Origin of the sequence: Hyella patelloides LEGE 07179 (assembly GCF_900659865.1) — a bacterium.
GTDB classification, from domain to species: Bacteria; Cyanobacteriota; Cyanobacteriia; order Cyanobacteriales; family Xenococcaceae; genus Hyella; species Hyella patelloides.
Genome location: NZ_LR213805.1, coordinates 18,154 through 36,148, shown reverse-complemented (window position 1 = coordinate 36,148; position 17,995 = coordinate 18,154). Strand labels below are relative to the sequence as shown.

18 protein-coding genes are annotated in these 17,995 nt (G+C 38.8%); 16 read left to right on the top strand and 2 right to left on the bottom strand.

Annotated elements, in window-relative coordinates; all coding sequences use genetic code 11:
* The 6 genes from H1P_RS08710 to H1P_RS08685 form a co-directional block, all read left to right on the top strand.
* The coding region (locus H1P_RS08710) for a TerD family protein (protein ID WP_222426987.1) at positions 1-1,356 on the top strand (1,356 nt) is incomplete at its 5' end.
* Between the two features lie 195 nt (positions 1,357-1,551).
* Positions 1,552-2,298: a lipoate--protein ligase family protein gene (locus H1P_RS08705; RefSeq protein ID WP_246141538.1), complete on the top strand. Its 747-nt coding sequence runs from the start codon at positions 1,552-1,554 to the stop codon at positions 2,296-2,298.
* A 34-nt stretch (positions 2,299-2,332) separates the two neighbouring features.
* A complete protein-coding gene (locus H1P_RS08700; RefSeq protein WP_144866274.1) occupies positions 2,333-2,818 on the top strand; it encodes an allophycocyanin subunit alpha-B in 486 nt (161 codons plus the stop codon).
* Between the two features lie 331 nt (positions 2,819-3,149).
* Positions 3,150-3,647, top strand: coding sequence for a hypothetical protein (locus H1P_RS08695; protein ID WP_144866272.1), 498 nt, complete (start codon positions 3,150-3,152; stop codon positions 3,645-3,647).
* 516 nt (positions 3,648-4,163) lie between these two features.
* The gene (locus H1P_RS08690; RefSeq protein ID WP_144866270.1) at positions 4,164-6,725 is read left to right on the top strand and encodes an FG-GAP repeat protein; all 2,562 of its coding nucleotides are present in this window, start codon (positions 4,164-4,166) and stop codon (positions 6,723-6,725) included.
* 99 nt (positions 6,726-6,824) lie between these two features.
* Entirely contained in the window at positions 6,825-7,232 is a 408-nt protein-coding gene (locus tag H1P_RS08685) for a tetratricopeptide repeat protein (protein ID WP_144866268.1), read from the top strand.
* 117 nt (positions 7,233-7,349) lie between these two features.
* Here H1P_RS08685 and fabG read toward each other — a convergent pair whose 3' ends face one another.
* On the bottom strand, positions 7,350-8,117 hold the full coding sequence (fabG, locus tag H1P_RS08680) for a 3-oxoacyl-[acyl-carrier-protein] reductase (protein WP_144866266.1): 768 nt from the start codon (positions 8,115-8,117) through the stop codon (positions 7,350-7,352).
* A 433-nt stretch (positions 8,118-8,550) separates the two neighbouring features.
* Between fabG and H1P_RS08675 the strand changes: the two genes are divergently transcribed.
* A complete protein-coding gene (locus tag H1P_RS08675; protein ID WP_144866264.1) occupies positions 8,551-9,723 on the top strand; it encodes an amino acid ABC transporter permease in 1,173 nt (390 codons plus the stop codon).
* A gap of 31 nt (positions 9,724-9,754) precedes the next feature.
* Here H1P_RS08675 and ftsH read toward each other — a convergent pair whose 3' ends face one another.
* Positions 9,755-11,674: an ATP-dependent zinc metalloprotease FtsH gene (gene ftsH, locus H1P_RS08670; RefSeq protein WP_144866262.1), complete on the bottom strand. Its 1,920-nt coding sequence runs from the start codon at positions 11,672-11,674 to the stop codon at positions 9,755-9,757.
* 598 nt (positions 11,675-12,272) lie between these two features.
* Between ftsH and H1P_RS08665 the strand changes: the two genes are divergently transcribed.
* From H1P_RS08665 to rplP, 9 genes are all read left to right on the top strand, one after another.
* The gene (locus H1P_RS08665) at positions 12,273-12,746 is read left to right on the top strand and encodes a hypothetical protein (protein ID WP_144866260.1); all 474 of its coding nucleotides are present in this window, start codon (positions 12,273-12,275) and stop codon (positions 12,744-12,746) included.
* Positions 12,747-13,231: 485 nt separating this feature from the next.
* Positions 13,232-13,873: a 50S ribosomal protein L3 gene (rplC, locus tag H1P_RS08660; RefSeq protein ID WP_144866258.1), complete on the top strand. Its 642-nt coding sequence runs from the start codon at positions 13,232-13,234 to the stop codon at positions 13,871-13,873.
* A 319-nt stretch (positions 13,874-14,192) separates the two neighbouring features.
* The gene (gene rplD / locus H1P_RS08655; RefSeq protein WP_144866256.1) at positions 14,193-14,831 is read left to right on the top strand and encodes a 50S ribosomal protein L4; all 639 of its coding nucleotides are present in this window, start codon (positions 14,193-14,195) and stop codon (positions 14,829-14,831) included.
* Positions 14,818-15,120, top strand: a complete 303-nt coding sequence (locus tag H1P_RS08650; RefSeq protein ID WP_144866253.1) for a 50S ribosomal protein L23 — start codon at positions 14,818-14,820, stop codon at positions 15,118-15,120. The genes rplD and H1P_RS08650 overlap by 14 nt, the downstream gene beginning before the upstream one ends.
* 83 nt (positions 15,121-15,203) lie before the next feature.
* Positions 15,204-16,031, top strand: coding sequence for a 50S ribosomal protein L2 (rplB, locus tag H1P_RS08645; RefSeq protein ID WP_144866251.1), 828 nt, complete (start codon positions 15,204-15,206; stop codon positions 16,029-16,031).
* 101 nt (positions 16,032-16,132) lie between these two features.
* Positions 16,133-16,411 carry a 30S ribosomal protein S19 gene (rpsS, locus tag H1P_RS08640; RefSeq protein ID WP_144866249.1) on the top strand — a complete coding sequence of 93 codons (279 nt, stop codon included), beginning with the start codon at positions 16,133-16,135 and terminating at the stop codon, positions 16,409-16,411.
* A gap of 25 nt (positions 16,412-16,436) precedes the next feature.
* Positions 16,437-16,796 (top strand): 50S ribosomal protein L22, encoded by a 360-nt coding sequence (gene rplV, locus H1P_RS08635; RefSeq protein WP_144866247.1) that lies wholly within the window; start codon positions 16,437-16,439, stop codon positions 16,794-16,796.
* Positions 16,797-16,820: 24 nt separating this feature from the next.
* Complete coding sequence (gene rpsC, locus H1P_RS08630) at positions 16,821-17,540, top strand: 30S ribosomal protein S3 (protein WP_144866245.1); 720 nt, start codon at positions 16,821-16,823, stop codon at positions 17,538-17,540.
* 32 nt (positions 17,541-17,572) lie between these two features.
* On the top strand, positions 17,573-17,992 hold the full coding sequence (gene rplP / locus H1P_RS08625; RefSeq protein ID WP_144866243.1) for a 50S ribosomal protein L16: 420 nt from the start codon (positions 17,573-17,575) through the stop codon (positions 17,990-17,992).
* Positions 17,993-17,995 lie beyond the last annotated feature (3 nt).

Here is a 17,995-nt window from a genome sequence, read left to right as displayed (position 1 = left end):
TTAGAGCAGTGTGACTCATTAGTGGAGGATATGCTGCGTTATCAAAAAAGATGGCTTCGTTTGGGTGAAAGAATACATCCTTTTGAATATAAGAAACGTTATCCCAAATGTTATCAAGCTTTCGATATTCTCCGTAACAATAAACCCGTCACTACTTTCAACAGTCGCTTAGAGACTGCTTTTATTGAAGAAAAATGGCAGGATGCTTTAAGTTTATTACAAACTAGACCAGGAGAATTAGCCAGACGTTTGGACTTTTTACTGAGAAATCATGAAGATCGATCGATAGTAATTGAATCTTTTCAGACAGTAACTAATCAAATTGCCACACCTGTTTTATTACAATTAATCAGTCATTTTGAACATCGCCATCAAATGGACGAGCTACGTGTATTTTTCCCCAAAGGAAACGTTGCCAAGGCATTTGCCATTAAGAATGAATTACCTAAGATTAAAAAATCTGTCTGCCAAACTGTCGTGCAAATTTGTGAACAGGCTTTGATCGATCGCTTTGCCCAATTACCCGTATTAGGTAAAGTATACATTGATGAGCAATTACACTCATTTCCCGTCCCTTTTTCTCAACGCTCTGCTAATAAGTCCCTGCGTCAGCTAACTAGAGGCTCTAGATTGCCTATTCCAGCAGGAGATACAGTCAGATTTTTTATCTGGTGGAAAGAAGGGGTAATTAATAGAGAACCAACAGGAGATGTCGATCTAGACTTGTCTGCGGTAATGTATGATGCTGAATGGAATTATTTAGAACACGTTTCCTATACCAATTTAAAATCTGATAAATATCAGGCTGTTCATAGTGGTGATATTATTTCTGCACCCAATGGTGCATCTGAGTTTATCGATTTAGACATACCCTCAGTATTAAAGTATGGTGGTAGATATATAGTTGTTAGTGTTTTGTCTTTTAACGAGCATCCTTTCTGTAATATTCCTGAATGCTTTGCAGGTTGGATGATTCGCCAAGATGCTGCTAGTGGAGATATTTATGAACCTCAGACTGTACAAGATAAGGTAGATTTGACTGCTAATACTGCCATTAGTATTCCTGCTATTTTGGATTTAGGAAGTCGAGAAATACTGTGGACGGATATGAGTCTTTCCCGTCAGCCTAGCTGGTGCAGAGGTAATAATATTGAGAATAATCAAAAGGGCATGGTATTGATTGGTAAAGCTTTGACAAGTTTAAATAAGCCTAAACTGGATCGATTATTTAAACTTCACGTGCAGGCTAGGGGAGAAGAAGTAAGTACTCCAGAAGCAGCCGATACTGTTTTTTCTGTTGAGTTAGGAATTACACCTTTTGAGGTCGATGCAATTGCAGCACAATTTTTAGTTTAGTTTTTATCCCAACTCTCTTTTGTCATTCTAGGAGAATTTAAAGAATTTACGTCATTTCAGCCTACGAAAAATCGAGGTTTCAATCCACTCTGATAGAAGAGAGCTAAAATTAATTCTGAACAAGATCGTATTTCCTGTAAAAATTCTTTAATCTCGACTTATCTGCTTTGCCCTTTAACTTTCATTCATTGTCCATTGTCGATTATCAATAACCAAAGAACTTGGCGTTTGATTCCTCTTCTGCAAGCTTCGGGAGAGGTACAAATGGCTGTGGATAATTGGTTACTAGAAAAACATCGCCAAGGAAACCATCCTTCTACATTAAGGTTTTACACTTGGTTTCCCAGTGCGATTTCCCTTGGTTATCATCAGCAAGATTATCCCCAATTTTGGCAAAAACTAGACTTAGATATAGTATCTCGCCCTACAGGAGGAAAAGCTGTGTTACATCAAGGAGATTTAACATACACAGTAGTTACTTCCTCTGTTCCAGGTAAACGCTGGGAAGTATACAAATATATCTGTCAATTTTTAATCGACGGATGGCGATCGCTTGGTGTAAACTTAGATTATGGTACTGCTGTCAAAGAATACGCTAATCATCATAATTGTTTTGCCACTGCTACAGGTGCAGATTTGATCGCAGAAAATGGTCAAAAAGCGATCGGTAGCGCGCAACTGCGTCGCCGAAATGCTATTCTGCAACATGGCTCAATGACCTTAAAAGATAATTATGACCTATTTATTAAGATATTTAACGAACCAGCACCCCAAAATTTGCTTACAATCATCCCTTCATCAGAAAATAGAGCTATTCCCAAAATAGTAGAGGCTCTTACTGAAGCTGCTAAAGATTGGTTTAAGATAAATTTAGTCTTGCAACCATTATCTTTAGAGGAATGGCAGGATATTTTAAATAACCCTGTTTCAGTAAGATACTAAAATTATTGAAGTTAAATAAATTGATTGCAACATTATGAGCGTAGTTAGTCAAGTAATTCTCAAAGCAGACGATGAACTCCGCTATCCCAGTAGTGGAGAGCTAGCAGGAATCAAAAAATTTTTAAAAACTGGCGCACAAAGAGTACGCATTGCGGAAACTCTAGCAGCTAGTGAAAAGAAAATTGTTGATAAAGCTAGTAAAGAGCTATTTCGACTGCGTCCTGAATATCGTTCTCCTGGCGGTAATGCCTACGGACAAAAAGAGTACAATCAATGTATTCGTGACTTTGGTTGGTATTTGCGTCTTGTTACCTATGGTATTTTAGCAGGAGACAAAGAACCTATTGAAAACACTGGTTTAATCGGTGTTAGAGAAATGTATAACTCTCTTGGTGTACCAGTACCAGGAATGATTGATTCTATTCGTTGTTTAAGAGATGCTTCTATTGCCCTTTTAAGTAAAGAAGATGCACAAGAGGCTGCTCCTTATTTCGATTACATCATTCAAACCATGTCTTAAGCGGGAAGATTAAACTCACTTAAGAAAACTAATTAATAACATCAACTTATAGTATTAGGTAATGGATAATAGGCAATAGGGCAAAAGCTCCTTTGTCGATTATTGATTGCCTTTTACTATCTTAAAAAATAATCGATCGTCAATTGACCTAGTAGTAGATCGCAAAAATTATGATAACCCATTATTTTTCTGACACCCTACATCTTATTTCAATTGGTCAGAGAGACTCCGCCGTCCCCATTCGTCCCGTCAGGGCGGGATAATAAGGATAAATAAAACGACGGAACTTACTCTGACTTCGTCAAAATTAACTTCGCGAAATACTAGCTTCATGGATTGGTTTAAAAAAATCCCGCGAATTTCTCCGATACTTTTAATAGCTACTCATGGGGTATTTGGCTGGCTTTATGGTTCTTGGGTAATAGAAGAACTAGCCACCAAAGCAAGACTCTGGTATGCATGGGTAACGCCATCAACTGCTTTGGCAATTTCCTATGGATTGGGTTTGCTGTCTATTATCTTAGTAATTTTATTTTTTACCACTCCCATAACTCTTATAACTTTAGGGATGGACAACTGGTTCAGAGCAGATGCTAAAGCCTTATTTACCATTATCGTAAGTATCGTGCTTTTCGCCATAATTATAGAATACCCTGTTGTTTTAATTCGTTTCTTAATTTTATCGGCTGCTGCAATGTTATTTCGCCTAGATTTGCAAACTGCTGGTTGTTCTCACAAAATAGCTCAAGTTATTCTAATAGTGCTGGGTTTGACTGCATTTACTATCGGGATGCTGTTGTTCAAATTTTACGGCAAATCCCTTTTTTGATTTTTTATTTATCTTCTTAAAGCTATAAGCTCTAAGCCTAAGCTAATAGCTTTGTACTTGACTGCCTACCAGCAATCACGCTCTGAGTTTAAGACTCCAAAGAAGTGAGCGTTGTCTACAATCAGGCAGGGTCTAATACCCTGTTTGATTGGCTTATAGCTTAAGGCTTATAGCTAGGAGCTTCGCTCCTTTATTAAAACTTTACAAAGTTTGAGAGATCAAAACTCAAAAAATAGCTGTTTTACCAATCTCTTCATCTCTAATTCATAAAACAGCCAATTATTATAAAGATTTCATCAAAATCTTATGTAATATCATTCTAATTTTTTCGAGAAAGTGTAAAGTTTAAAAATAATTTTAAAGAATTAATCTCATAACTTCTGTAAAAATACTTACTTTTACTACAGTAATGTCTTAAAAAAATTAGTACGTGTTTTTTCATTTAAAGTTAACTTCAATCGGTATCTGTACACAAATTACAAAACTAAAGATCAATTTAATTTGAGGTAAAGCAAAGTGGCTCTCGATGGATTAAATCTCGCAAACTCAGATGGTAATAGCGGTTTCGTTATTATCGGTGAAGATCGATTTGGTAATGTAGGAAGCTCTGTGAGCAATGCAGGGGATGTTAACGGCGATGGTATTGACGATCTGATTATTGGCGCACCTGGGGCTGGAGAAGAAGTTAATTACTCTGGGTATTACGGAGAATATACTTCTTCTGATCGTCGAGGAGAAGCTTACATTATTTTTGGTCGTACTGAGGGTTTTGATGTTGAATTAAATGTATCCGCTCTTGATGTTAGTAATGGCTTCCAACTCAGTGGCATCAACTCCGATGACAATCTGGGACGCTCTGTCAGCAATGCAGGGGATGTTAACGGCGATGGTATTGACGATCTGATTGTCAGCGCGCCTTTTGCTGATAATCCCAGTGATTCTTACAATAGTGACGGAGAAGCCTATATTATTTTTGGTAGTACTGAGGGTTTCGACTCTAAGTTAGATGTATCCACTCTTGATGGTAGTAATGGTTTTATAATCCCTGGTAATGCTGATGGAGATAATTTAGGTCGTTCTGTAAGTAGTGCAGGAGATATTAACGGTGATGGGATTGACGATCTGATTATTGGCGCGCCTGAAGCTGGAGAAGAAGTTACTTCTTATTACGGAAACTATACTTATTCTGATCGTCGAGGGGAAGCATATATTGTTTTTGGTAGTACTGAGGGCTTCAATACTGAATTAGATTTATCGACTCTTAATGGGAGTAATGGCTTTCAAATCAATGGCATCAACTCCTATGACAATCTGGGAAGTTCTGTAAGCAATGCAGGAGATATTAACGGTGATGGGATTGACGATCTGATTATTGGCGCACCTTATGCTAATGATTCTGATGATTATTACAGTAGTCGCGGAGAAGCCTATATTATTTTTGGTAGTACTAAAGACTTTGACTCTGAGTTAGATATCAATGCTCTCAATGGTAGTAATGGTTTTACAATCCCTGGCAATGGGGATAATGATAATTTAGGTCGTTCTGTCAGTAATGCAGGAGATATCAATGGTGATGGGATTGACGATCTGATTATTGGCGCACCCTACGCGGGAGAAAAAGTTATTTTTGATTACGGATTCTATACTAATTCGGATCGTCGAGGTGAAGCTTATATTGTTTTTGGTAGTACTGAGGGTTTCGATGCCGAATTAGATTTATCTACTCTCGATGGTAGCAATGGCTTCCAAATCAGTGGCATCAACTCCTATGACAATCTGGGACGTTCTGTAAGCAGTGCGGGAGATTTTAATGGTGATGGTTTCGACGATATTATCATCAGCGTACCCTATGCTAATTCTAGCTATGATTACAACACTGAAGGGCAAGTTTACTTGCTATTCGGAAATAGTGGTAGTTTTGATGCCAACATAGATTTAAATACTCTCGATCCCAATGATGGTCTTCTTCTCAGTCGCAATAACTATGAAGGTTTTGGAAACTCTGTTAGCGGTTCAGGAGACTTGAATGGTGATAGTTTTGACGATCTTGTTATCGGTGCGCCCAATGCCGATACTGACTTTTCTTATGACGGTGAAGGCAAAGCTTATGTGGTTTTTGGTTTCACCCCTCTAGATATAACTGGAACAGTAGACAATGACTCACTGACTGGGACTATTGGTGCAGACTCCCTTTCTGGTTTAAAAGGAGATGACACCCTTGATGGATTAGCAGGTAGTGACACCCTCAAAGGTGGCAAAGGAAACGATCGCCTGCTCGGACAAGATGGTAACGATCTGCTTAATGGTGATGCCGATAATGATACCCTAGAAGGTGGTAGAGGAGAAGATACACTCAAAGGTGGTTCTGGTAACGATCGCCTTTTAGGACAAGAGGATGATGATATTCTTCGAGGAAATGCTGGAAATGACACTCTTCAAGGAAATTCTGGTAACGATCTTCTCAATGGTGATACTGGTAGCGATCGCATTTTTGGGCAGTATGGAAATGATACCATCAATGGTGGTACAGGAGAAGATACTCTCAATGGTCAACAAGGTAACGATACCCTTAATGGTGGTGCTGGTGACGATATCCTTAATGGTGGAGATCGAGCAGATATCTTGAGAGGTGGTGCTGGATTTGACTATCTTGCAGGAGGAAATGGTGATGATGAACTCTCTGGCGCAGATGGTGACGATACTTTAATCGGGATTGAAACTGATATTCGTGAATCCAACTTTGGTTTAGGAGAAATTGATACTCTTACTGGTGGTGCTGGAGAAGATACTTTTGTCTTAGGTGATTCCGATACTGTTTATTATTCTGATGCGGACAATTTTTCTGCTGGAGAATCTGATTTTGCCATGATTACAGACTTGAATACTAATCAAGATACAATTCAGCTAACTGGTTCGGCAGAATTATATAGTTTAGATTTCTTTGGTTCTGAAGCAGGAACTATTGATGCCAAACTAATTTACGATCCAGGAATTGAAACTGCGGGAGAACTTATTGGTGTCTTAAAAAATATTTCTCCTGAGTTGACTATGGATGATTCTGTATTTGCTTTTGTCTGAACTAATTTCAACTTGAGAGCTAATTTTTGATTTTCTTTAAGGGCGAACTACGGTTCGCCTTTGCTATAAATATCTAAGCTAGAAAATTATTAATTAAAAATGGATCGTAAAAAAATACAACGTCTACTTATTGTTGTCTTTGGTTTGGCATTTATTGGCTCTACAGGCTTTGCCATAATTGGTAGTTTATTTCGTCGAGATACTGTTACGGAAAATTATGCTGCTACCACCGAAGCTACTTCAGCAACAGAACAGTTACAAGCTCAAGCACAAGGATACGCCAAAGTTTTAGAACGAGAGCCAGAGAATACCACCGCTTTAATGGGTTTGCTACAGGCTAGTTTACAAACTGGTGATTTAGAAACTGCGATCGCACCTTTGAAAAAACTAATTGAACTATACCCTGAAAGAACCGAATTAAACACCTTGTTAACAGAAATTGAAACAGAATTAAAACAGCAGCCTGAGCAAACTACAACAGAACCCAACACAGAAGTCCCTGAGTAAACTATAAATTTAAAAAGAATGCAGAAGTCAGGAGAATTAATGCTGCGATAATTTCAACCTGTGATGTTTTCACCTTAACCTTTCTTTCTTCTTCCCTATTGCAGATTACAGCTATAACTAAGCCATTACCATACCGCCATCAACATTAAAAGTTTGTCCTGTAATGTAGGCTGCTGCGGGGTCTGCTGCTAAGAAACGAATCATTCCTGCTATTTCTTCGGGATTTCCATAACGACCCAAAGGAATCATTTTTAAAATCTCATCTTCCCCTTTGAGATCTTGAGTCATATCTGTAGCAATAAAGCCTGGTGCAACCGCATTTACTGTAACACCGCGAGAAGCTAATTCTTTAGCAACCGTTTTGGTCATCCCAATCACTCCTGCTTTAGCAGCACTATAATTCGCCTGACCAGGATTACCCATTTGTCCCGCAACCGAAGCAATATTAATAATTCTGCCACTACGTTGTTTTAACATGGTTTTGGTAACAGCCTTTGTGCAAAGAAATACCCCTGTTAAATTGAGATTGATTACAGCTTGCCATTGTTCGAGCTTCATCCGCATCATTAAAGTATCTTTAGTGATACCCGCATTATTGACCAACACATCAATATGAGAATATTTGGCTAAAGTTTCTTTGATTAAATTATCTACTTGTTCTGATTGCGAAACATCACCTTGAAGTGCAACAGCTTCTCCTCCAGCACCAACAATAGTTTTTACAACCTCATCCGCAGCATCACTAGATCGAGCATAATTGACTACTACCTTTGCTCCTACTCTAGCTAATTCCAAAGCTGTGGCTTTACCAATTCCTCGCGATGCACCAGTTACAATTGCCACTTTATCTTTAAGTTGCTGTAAATTTTCTGGCAATCTTTCCATCAGAGATCTCTCCTATTTTTATCTTGCTGGATAATTGTACGCTTCTGACGGATTCCCAGACAAGAGATAGTAAGATTTGATTATCTAAATCAGAATTTTAACAGAGTTCAAACAAATGTAGTAATTAGTAGCAAGATTAAAGTCGGGACATATAATTTATGGATTATTTCTCTCAATATTTTGATGTCAAAGTATCTTTTTAACTTCATAAATAAATCTCTCAAAACTCATTGAAAATAGTCACAAGAGAATCATCGTCTGTCGCTGTTCTTTGCTGATTATTTTGATAAAAAAGTAACCACTTCTGTCATAATATCTTTAATTTCATATTAATTTTTGATGTCAATGTCATGAAAAATCAATAGAAATATCGAGTATAACAGTATCTTACCTTAAGATAATTACAAATAATGCCACACGCAAAGCAACAAAAATGTTTATTTCGCAACAAAATACCGTTTTGTGGTTGAAAAAAAATCTTTTCAGCACTTGGTACAACACTATACTAACTATTGTCAGTGTATGGTTGATTTTTTTGGTTGTTTCAGGATTGATTAACTGGTCACTAACTACAGCACAATGGTCAGTACTTGATGCTAATTTTCGTCTCTTTTTTACTGGTCTTTATCCCCTAAAGTATCTGTGGCGCACTTGGGCTACTTTAGGCGTTATTGTTGCTTTTAGTGGTCTTTCCTGGGGTTTACTAAATCATCAAGCTGCTTCTTTTTTTAATGCACGAATTCTCATTGTTCTGGGTATTATTGCTCTTACTTGTGCTATTATCGCTTTTCCTGCAGGAATTCAATCTAGTTTGATTCTTTTTGGAATGTTAATTTTACTAATTGTCAGTGCAGTTATTGGGCGACAAATCGGGCAAAAAATTCCTAGTTTAGTAACGTGGCTTCCTTTAATGTGGCTTGGTGCTTTCTTTATTAATTTGTGGTTACTATTGGGAGTGACATCTGTCAAACTGGACAATCTTAGCGGTCTAATTTTAACTATTTTGATTTCTGTAATCAGTATTGTCCTCTGCTTTCCTTTCGGCATTTTATTAGCGTTAGGTAGACGAAGTAAATTACCGATAATTCGCTGGTTATCGATCGCCTATATTGAAATTATTCGGGGTATACCCTTGATTGGGACTTTGTTTATGGCACAAGTTATGTTGCCTTTAGTATTACCTCCTGATATCAGACCAGATCGAGTCGTAAGAGCGATCGCTGGAATGACTCTTTATAGCTCTGCATATTTGGCAGAAAATATTCGTGGAGGCTTACAATCGATTCCTACTGGTCAAGTTGAAGCAGCTGAAGCATTAGGTCTTAACCCACTTTATACCCTTAGTTTTATTGTCTTACCCCAAGCTCTCAGAGCAGTTATTCCTAGCATTGTGGGACAGTTCATTAGTTTATTTAAAGATACTTCTCTCTTGGCAATTGTTGGCTTGGTAGACCTGTTGGGAATTGCCCAAAAAATCCTGGCTAATCCCAAATTCCTGGGACGTTACGGAGAAGTTTACTTATTTGTGGCTGCTATTTATTGGTTGTGTTGTTACTCAATGTCCTTAGCCAGTAGAAAACTAGAAAATCAAACAACTCATCATTAGCAGCCAAAAGTATAGGGGCGATTCGCTCCTACTAACTATGAACCATCAATTCAGATTCCGACGAATTAGAAAACTCTTTGACTAACTTACGAAACTCTTCTCCATCAATACTTTCTTTTTCAATTAGAATATCTGTAATCCTGTCAATAGCGTATCGGTTATCACGAATAATTTTTTTAGCATTGTCATAGCATTGCAACACAATCGCACGTATCTGGTTATCAATTCGCGAAGAAATTGCCTCAGAATATTCAGATCTTTGCATTGAATCATTACCTAAAAAGACTGGTTGTTCTTGACCCTCTAAAGCTAAAGGTCCTAGATCTGACATTCCAAACTTGGTTACCATTTTTCGAGCCATCGAAGTTAACATTTGAATATCTTGACCAGCTCCTTGAGTGATCTCATCCTTGCCAAATATTATTTCTTCTGCTGCTCTACCCCCTAAAGTTGAGGTGATTTGAGCCAAGATTTTTGATTTAGTTTCTAATCCTAATTCTTCCCCTGGAGTAAACCAAGTTAGCCCTCCTGCTCCACCTCTGGGTATGATAGTCACTTTTTCTACAGGATCGTGATTGGGAGTCACCGTAGCTACAATCGCATGACCAATTTCGTGATAAGCAATTAATCGTTTGGATTTGCTATCTACCAACGGTGTGCCTTCCATTCCTGCAACCACCCGATCGATCGCATCGTTGATCTCTTTTTGGGTGACCGCTTCTTTTCGTCTTCTAGCGGTAAAAATAGCTGCCTCATTGAGTAAATTGGCGAGATCTGCGCCAGTGAAACCAGGAGTGCGACGAGCAACTGCTTCTAAAGAAACTTCTGAAGCGATTTTCTTATTACGAGAATGAACCTCTAAAATTCCCAATCTTCCCTGATAATCGGGATAATCTACGATTACTTGACGGTCGAAACGCCCAGGGCGCAATAAAGCTTGGTCGAGAACATCAGGACGATTAGTAGCTGCAATCACAATAATTCCTGAATTACCTTCAAAACCATCCATCTCTGTTAATAATTGGTTGAGGGTTTGTTCGCGCTCATCATTACCTCCGCCAATACCAGCACCTCTTTGACGACCCACAGCATCAATCTCATCGATAAAAATTAAGCAAGGTGCATTTTCTTTAGCTTTTTTAAATAAGTCTCTAACCCTTGATGCACCAACACCGACGAACATTTCGACAAATTCTGAACCAGAGATACTAAAGAAAGGTACACCAGCCTCTCCAGCGATCGCTTTAGCCAATAAAGTTTTACCAGTCCCAGGAGGTCCTACCAACAACATTCCTCTGGGAATTTTTGCTCCAATTGCAGTAAATTTTTCTGGCTCTTTGAGAAAAGTAACTACTTCCTGTAACTCCTCTTTTGCTTCTTCAATTCCCGCTACATCATCAAATTTGATCCCTGTTTTTGCTTCCATCTGAAATCTCGCTTTTGATTTACCAAAACTAAAAGCTTGACCAGAAGCTCCCGCAGAACGACGGATAATCATAATTAATGCACCCAAAAGCATAAAAATGATGATTAAATTGAGTAAAATACTGGCAGTAGCAGAACGATCCAGAGAAGACCGAACTTCTAAATTTGCCCCAGATTTAGTGATACGAGAACTTAATCGAGGATTGTTCTCAAATAGAACTACTTCTTTTTGTGGAGCTTTTTCATCTTCTCCTTTAAGGGTTACTCGCGCTCTTTGTGCCGTTTCATCCAACTCTACTTCTTTCACATCGCCCTGTTCTAATTTCTGCAAAAATTGACCATAACTCATTTGATTGTCAGCTTTTTGCGCCAAAGTAGGAGTAGCCACAAGAAAAGTCTGCAAAATCATCCAACCAGCAGCTAACTTACGTAAATGGCTCATTTTTTGAGATTTTTTCGCTTTTTGACGTGAATTCGCATTAAAACGCGATAAGTAAGAATGATTGACTGAGGACTTTTGTTTCATCGGATAACTTCTTGAGTTTTTCTTATGGAAGGTTACTCTGTTGCTAGATTAACTCAAGCGTAACCAAAAACTCTTGGGTTTAGCTACCCAATCAATAAATTTGCAATTTAATTCATCTTCTGCCAGATGTAATTGATAGTTCATGAGAAAAAGCAATCATTCTTAATAAACTCTTTAAGTTTACTCGGTCGAATAGCACGATGTTTATTGTTCGGAAAATCACTTCATCTTTAGGTAAATATCCCTAAAAATGGAGTTTCTACCTTATTGTTAACTTTTGTTTCGAGAAATTGCAATTAGTTTACATTTTTGTTTTTATGAGAAGCGGAGAAACATTATGTTACATATTTTTCTCACAAAATTTATGATGAGATTGTTTGAGTAAAACAATCTTCAAAACTTAAGCATTTATTTCATTATTGACGAAGTCGAAGCAGACTCCGTTTTAAAAAGACGAAGTGCTTTCGACTTGTCAACTAAGTATTTTTTGAAAAACCATTTTTTTAAGAAGTCAAAACTTAGAATGCAATCATAAAAGAAAAAAATCTTTGAGCGAGCGATTTAAACCTATTAAATTTTATTTTTCAGGAGTCAGAATATGCTAGGAAAATTAATTAACTTTGGAAAAAAAAATAAATTTTATTTGGAAGTAGGCGAAAATGCTAGTCTTGCAGATAAAGTAGAGGCTGTAGCCACTAAAGTCAAAGAAGAAACTAAGGAAGTAAAGCAAGCTGTTACGGAGTCTCAAGCAGTACAAGAAATCAAGTCAGAAACCAAGCAAATTGCAGAAGAAGCTAAATCTAAAGTAGCTACCGTAGCAGCTAAAAGCGAAAAAACAAAACCTGCTCCAGAAAAAACGCCTGCTCCAGCAGTTATTGACACTTCTTACTCTGAAGAACCATTCTGGGTAAAATTAATGTATAAAACTAGCCAGCAGAAAGAAGCCGAACAAAGTGCGGAAAAAACATTTGCCACCGACTATTTGATCTCAAAACCTAAATCTCGTCGTCGTCCTGGCGGTAGCCTCGATAAATTTAAAACCATGGCTCGCCAATCCAGAGTTAAATTTTAAATTAAAATAAAACTCAATCTTCGTTAATACTGGAGGAAATTAACTAAATTTTCTCTATTTTTTGTCTAAAAAATATAAAGCTTGTCAAAAAGATACCACTTCATATATCATAAGTGATTGTGGCTAAATAAAAATTTAGAACTCAACCCCAGCGAAAGCAAAAATAAAGTTTGTATCGTGGGGGGATATTATAGCGTTTTCTGCCTCCTTGGGAAACTGGAGATAGTTCGATTCTCTAAGTCTTAAGGAAATCAGGCAAATATTAAGAACCAGATAATTAGAGATTCTTCAAATCACAAGACTCTGGTTGTAAATTTTAGAAAACAAAAATCTATATCCTAAAACCTGCACATTTTCCTAACATTAGTAGCATTGAAATCTGCTGCTAACCAAGAGATTGTGTGTTTATTAAGAGAAACAATTAAAGCAAATTGCTTTAGTTGGTTTCAATGTTGTTTAGCAAGTAAAAAAGGGGTTTAGTCAAAGTGTCCGTTGGCATACTCGGTACCAAACTAGGCATGACCCAAGTATTTGAACCAGAAACAGGGAAAGCCATTCCTGTGACGGTTATTCAAGCTGGTCCTTGCACTATTACTCAAATTAAAACCAAAGAAACTGATGGTTACACCTCAGTACAAATTGGTTATCAAGAAGTTAAAGAAAAAGCTTTAAGCAAACCAGAATTGGGACACTTGAAAAAGTCTTCTGCCAATCCGTTACGCCATCTTAAAGAGTATCGTACAGATAATGTGGGTGAATACGAACTGGGTCAAACATTAGGCGCAGCTTTGTTTGATAGTGGTGCATTGGTTGACATAAGTGGAGACACTATGGGTAGAGGTTTCGCTGGTTACCAAAAGCGTCATAACTTTAAAAGGGGGCAAATGGCTCACGGTTCTAAAAACCATCGTTTACCAGGTTCAACAGGTGCAGGTACTACTCCTGGTCGTGTTTATCCAGGTAAGAAAATGGCTGGACGTTACGGTGGGACTAAAGTAACCATTCGTAAATTACAAGTAGTGCAGGTTGACTCAGAGCAAAATGTACTACTCATAAAAGGTGCTGTTCCAGGAAAACCAGGAGCATTATTGAGCATTGCACCCGCCAACATAGTTGGAGCTAAATAAAGATGCAAACAAAGGTGATTTCTCATCTATAAGCGGTCAGACCCCGCGTCGGAAGAGGCAATTAACAGTCTTTTCGGGAAGTTAACTTAGCTGAGAAAACTACGAATTACGTCCTCAGAAACTACTGCTCGTCATCACTCCGCAAGAGGGTAGACCCTGCGTCACCGTTAAGCGTTTATCCCTATCGTATTTGGGGGAAGGGAATACTTCCCTAGCAAAAGAATGCTGAGCGATAGAAAGAACACACAGTAAAACAGGCTCCAGCCTAAGACGCGCATCAAGCAGATTTCTGGTTATTAGTAATCAATAACAAACAACTATGGTTAATTGTACAGTTAAAAATTGGCAAGGGGAGCAAGTAGGTGAGGCTAGTCTAGAGCTTACAGTCGCCAAAGAAGAAACTGCTTCCCACATCGTTCATCGAGCTTTAGTCAGACAAATGGCAATGGCTCGTCAAGGTACAGCTTCCTCTAAAACTAGATCGGAAGTTCGTGGTGGAGGACGCAAACCTTGGAGACAGAAAGGAACAGGACGCGCTCGTGCCGGTTCATCTCGTTCTCCTCTCTGGCGTGGTGGTGGTGTCATTTTTGGACCCAAACCCAGAGATTTTAGCGTCAAAATGAACAAAAAAGAGCGACGTTTAGCCTTAAAAACTGCTTTCGTTGCTCGTCTAGAAGATTCCATTGTCGTAGAAAACTTTGCCGAACAAATCACCAAACCAAAAACTAAAGAAGTTATTGCTGCTTTAGAACGCTGGGGATTGGATTCAACCAGTAAAATTTTACTAATTGTGACAGATATTCCTGAAAATCTTCATTTATCAACCCGTAACATTAGTAACGTCAAGCTACTCAAAGCAGGTAATTTGAACGTTTATGATTTACTTAATGCAAAGCAAATAGTGGTTACTACTGGGGCTTTGGCAAAAATACAGGAGGTTTACGGTGAAAGAGTATAATCCTAGAGATTTAGCAGACCTAATTCTTAAGCCCATAATCACAGAAAAGGCAACGTTGCAAATGGAAGAGAATAAGTATGTCTTTGATGTACTTCCCAAAGCAACTAAACCTGAAATTAGAGCAGCTATCGAAAGTTTATTTGACGTAAAAGTAACTAGCGTCAATACACTAAAACTGCCTCGTAAAAAAAAGAGAGTAGGCAGATATCTTGGTTACAAGGCTCAATACAAAAGAGCAATTGTAACTCTACAAGAAGGTGATTCTATCGCTCTATTCCCCGAACTTTAAACTACTGCTTTAGTTCTTGGACACAGTTACTACCCGACAAACAACGAGCTAACACAAAAAAAACTTCACATTTAATATTAATTATGGGTACTCGTTCATTTAGACCATACACACCAGGAACTCGCCAAGCGACGATTCCCGATTTTTCCGAAATTACTAAAAGTAAACCAGAAAAATCATTAACCAAATACAATCATCGACGCAAAGGACGCAATAATCGTGGGGTTATTACCAGCCGTCGGCGTGGTGGTGGACACAAGCGTCTTTATCGCTTCATTGATTTTAAGAGGGATAAATATGATATTCCTGCTACTGTAATTGCTATTGAATACGATCCTAACCGTAACGCAAGAATTGCTTTAGTGGAGTATCAAGATGGAGAAAAACGTTACATACTTGCTCCTGCGGGAATTGGCGTAGGTACAGAAATCGTTTCTGGTCCCGAATCTCCTATTGAAGTTGGTAATGCTCTTCCTTTAAGCAAGATTCCTCTTGGGGAAACTGTTCACAACATAGAATTAAAGGTGGGGAAAGGCGGACAGATTGTGCGTGCTGCTGGAACTGCTGCCAAAGTAATGGCAAAAGAAGGAAATTACGTCACAATTGGTTTACCTTCTAAGGAAGTTCGCATGGTGAGAAAAGAATGTTATGCCACCATCGGACAGGTAGGTAATGCCGAATTTAGAAACCTCAAACTCGGAAAAGCAGGAAGAACTCGTCATTTAGGTAAAAGACCCCAAGTTAGAGGTAGTGCCATGAACCCCTGCGATCACCCTCATGGTGGTGGTGAAGGGCGCGCTCCTATTGGCAGAAGCGGTCCTGTAACTCCTTGGGGTAAGCCAGCTTTAGGTCTGAAAACTCGCAAAAAAAACAAGCCCAGCAATCGCTTAATTGTACGCCGTCGTCGTTAATCATTTGGACCAGAGAAAACCTGCTTTTTTTACAGTACGGCTTTCTCTTAACCAAGTGAGTCGACAATTCGCCCCCACTGTTTACTATTGATTGGAAAACTATGAGTCGCTCTTTAAAAAAAGGTCCTTTTATTGCTGATAAACTCCTCAGAAAAATTGAGAAACTAAATTCAGAAAATAAAAAAGAAGTTATCAAAACCTGGTCGCGAGCTTCGACAATTTTACCTCAAATGGTCGGTCATACCATAGCCGTTCACAATGGTCGCCAGCACATTCCTGTGTTTATCAGCGATCAAATGGTTGGTCATAAGTTAGGGGAATTTGCTCCTACCCGCACTTTTAAAGGTCATGCCAAAAGTGATAAAAAAGCTCGACGATAGCACCATCTAAGTTTAGAAGATAATTATGGCATTAGACACAACAAATGAAACAAGAGCGATCGCTAGATACATCCGAATGTCTCCTCATAAAGTAAGAAGAGTCTTGGATCAAATTCGCGGTCGCCAATACAGAGAAGCACTGATTATTCTGGAATTTATGCCTTATAAAGCTTGCGATCCAGTGCTGAAAGTACTCCGCTCTGCGGTAGCCAACGCAGAACACAATGCAGGATTAGATCCTGCAACTCTAGTTGTTAGCCGAGCATTTGCTGATGGGGGTCCTGTTCTCAAACGTTATCGACCCAGAGCGCAAGGCAGAGCTTATCAAATCCGTAAGCCTACTTGTCATATTACTGTAGCAGTTGCGCCTCAAGTAGCTGAGTAGTTCATAATTTTAGAGGAAATATTAGTGGGTCAGAAAATACATCCAATTGGGTTTCGTTTAGGGTACACCAAAGAACATCAATCTTGTTGGTATGCAGATAAAAAACGTTATCCAGAATTATTACAAGAAGACCGTTTAATTCGCCAGTACGTGGCGAAAGAATTAAGTAACGCGGGGATCTCTCAGGTCAAAATTGAACGCAAAGCCGATCAAATCGATCTGGCAATTCATACTGCTCGACCTGGAGTAGTAGTGGGTCGTGGTGGTACGGGAATTGAAAAGTTACGCAACGATCTTCAAGAAGCTGTTGGCAATAACCGCCAAATTCGCATCAATGTCATTGAAGTATCAAGAGTTGATGCAGATGCAGCTTTGATTGCTGAGTATATCACTCAACAGCTAGAGCGTCGGGTTTCTTTTCGTCGTGTAGTGCGTCAAGCAATCCAAAGAGCGCAAAGAGCGGAAGTTCAAGGGATTAAAATTCAAGTAGGTGGTCGTTTAAACGGTGCAGAAATTGCCCGTACAGAATGGGTTAGAGAAGGACGCGTACCTCTTCATACCCTCAGAGCGGATATTGATTACGCTTATCGCACAGCTTTAACCATCTACGGAATTTTAGGGGTTAAAGTTTGGGTCTTCAAAGGCGAGATTATCCCTGGACAAGAAGAAGTTGCAGCACCTACTCCTTCTCAAGCACCTCGTCGTAACCGTCGTCGTCAAAAATTTGAAGATCGTTCTGAATAACTTTTACACTCTTTAACTAGCAACCAAATACTATGCTAAGTCCAAGAAGAACTAAATTTCGTAAACAACATAGAGGTCGGATGAGAGGAATGGCTCACCGAGGTAATACTCTTAACTTTGGAGACTATGCCTTGCAAGCTACCGAGCCTTCTTGGATCACCTCTCGTCAAATCGAAGCAGCCCGACGAGCCATGACACGCTATGTCAAAAGGGGCGGAAAAATTTGGATTAGGATTTTTCCTGATAAACCAGTTACCATGCGTCCAGCAGAAACTCGTATGGGTTCTGGTAAAGGTTCTCCCGAATTCTGGGTAGCAGTAGTCAAACCAGGACGGGTCATGTTTGAAATGTCTGGAGTACCCGAACCAATTGCCAAAGAAGCAATGAGACTTGCAGCCCAAAAACTACCCATCAAAACTAAATTTATTACTCGCGATGAGGAGTATAAATAAACT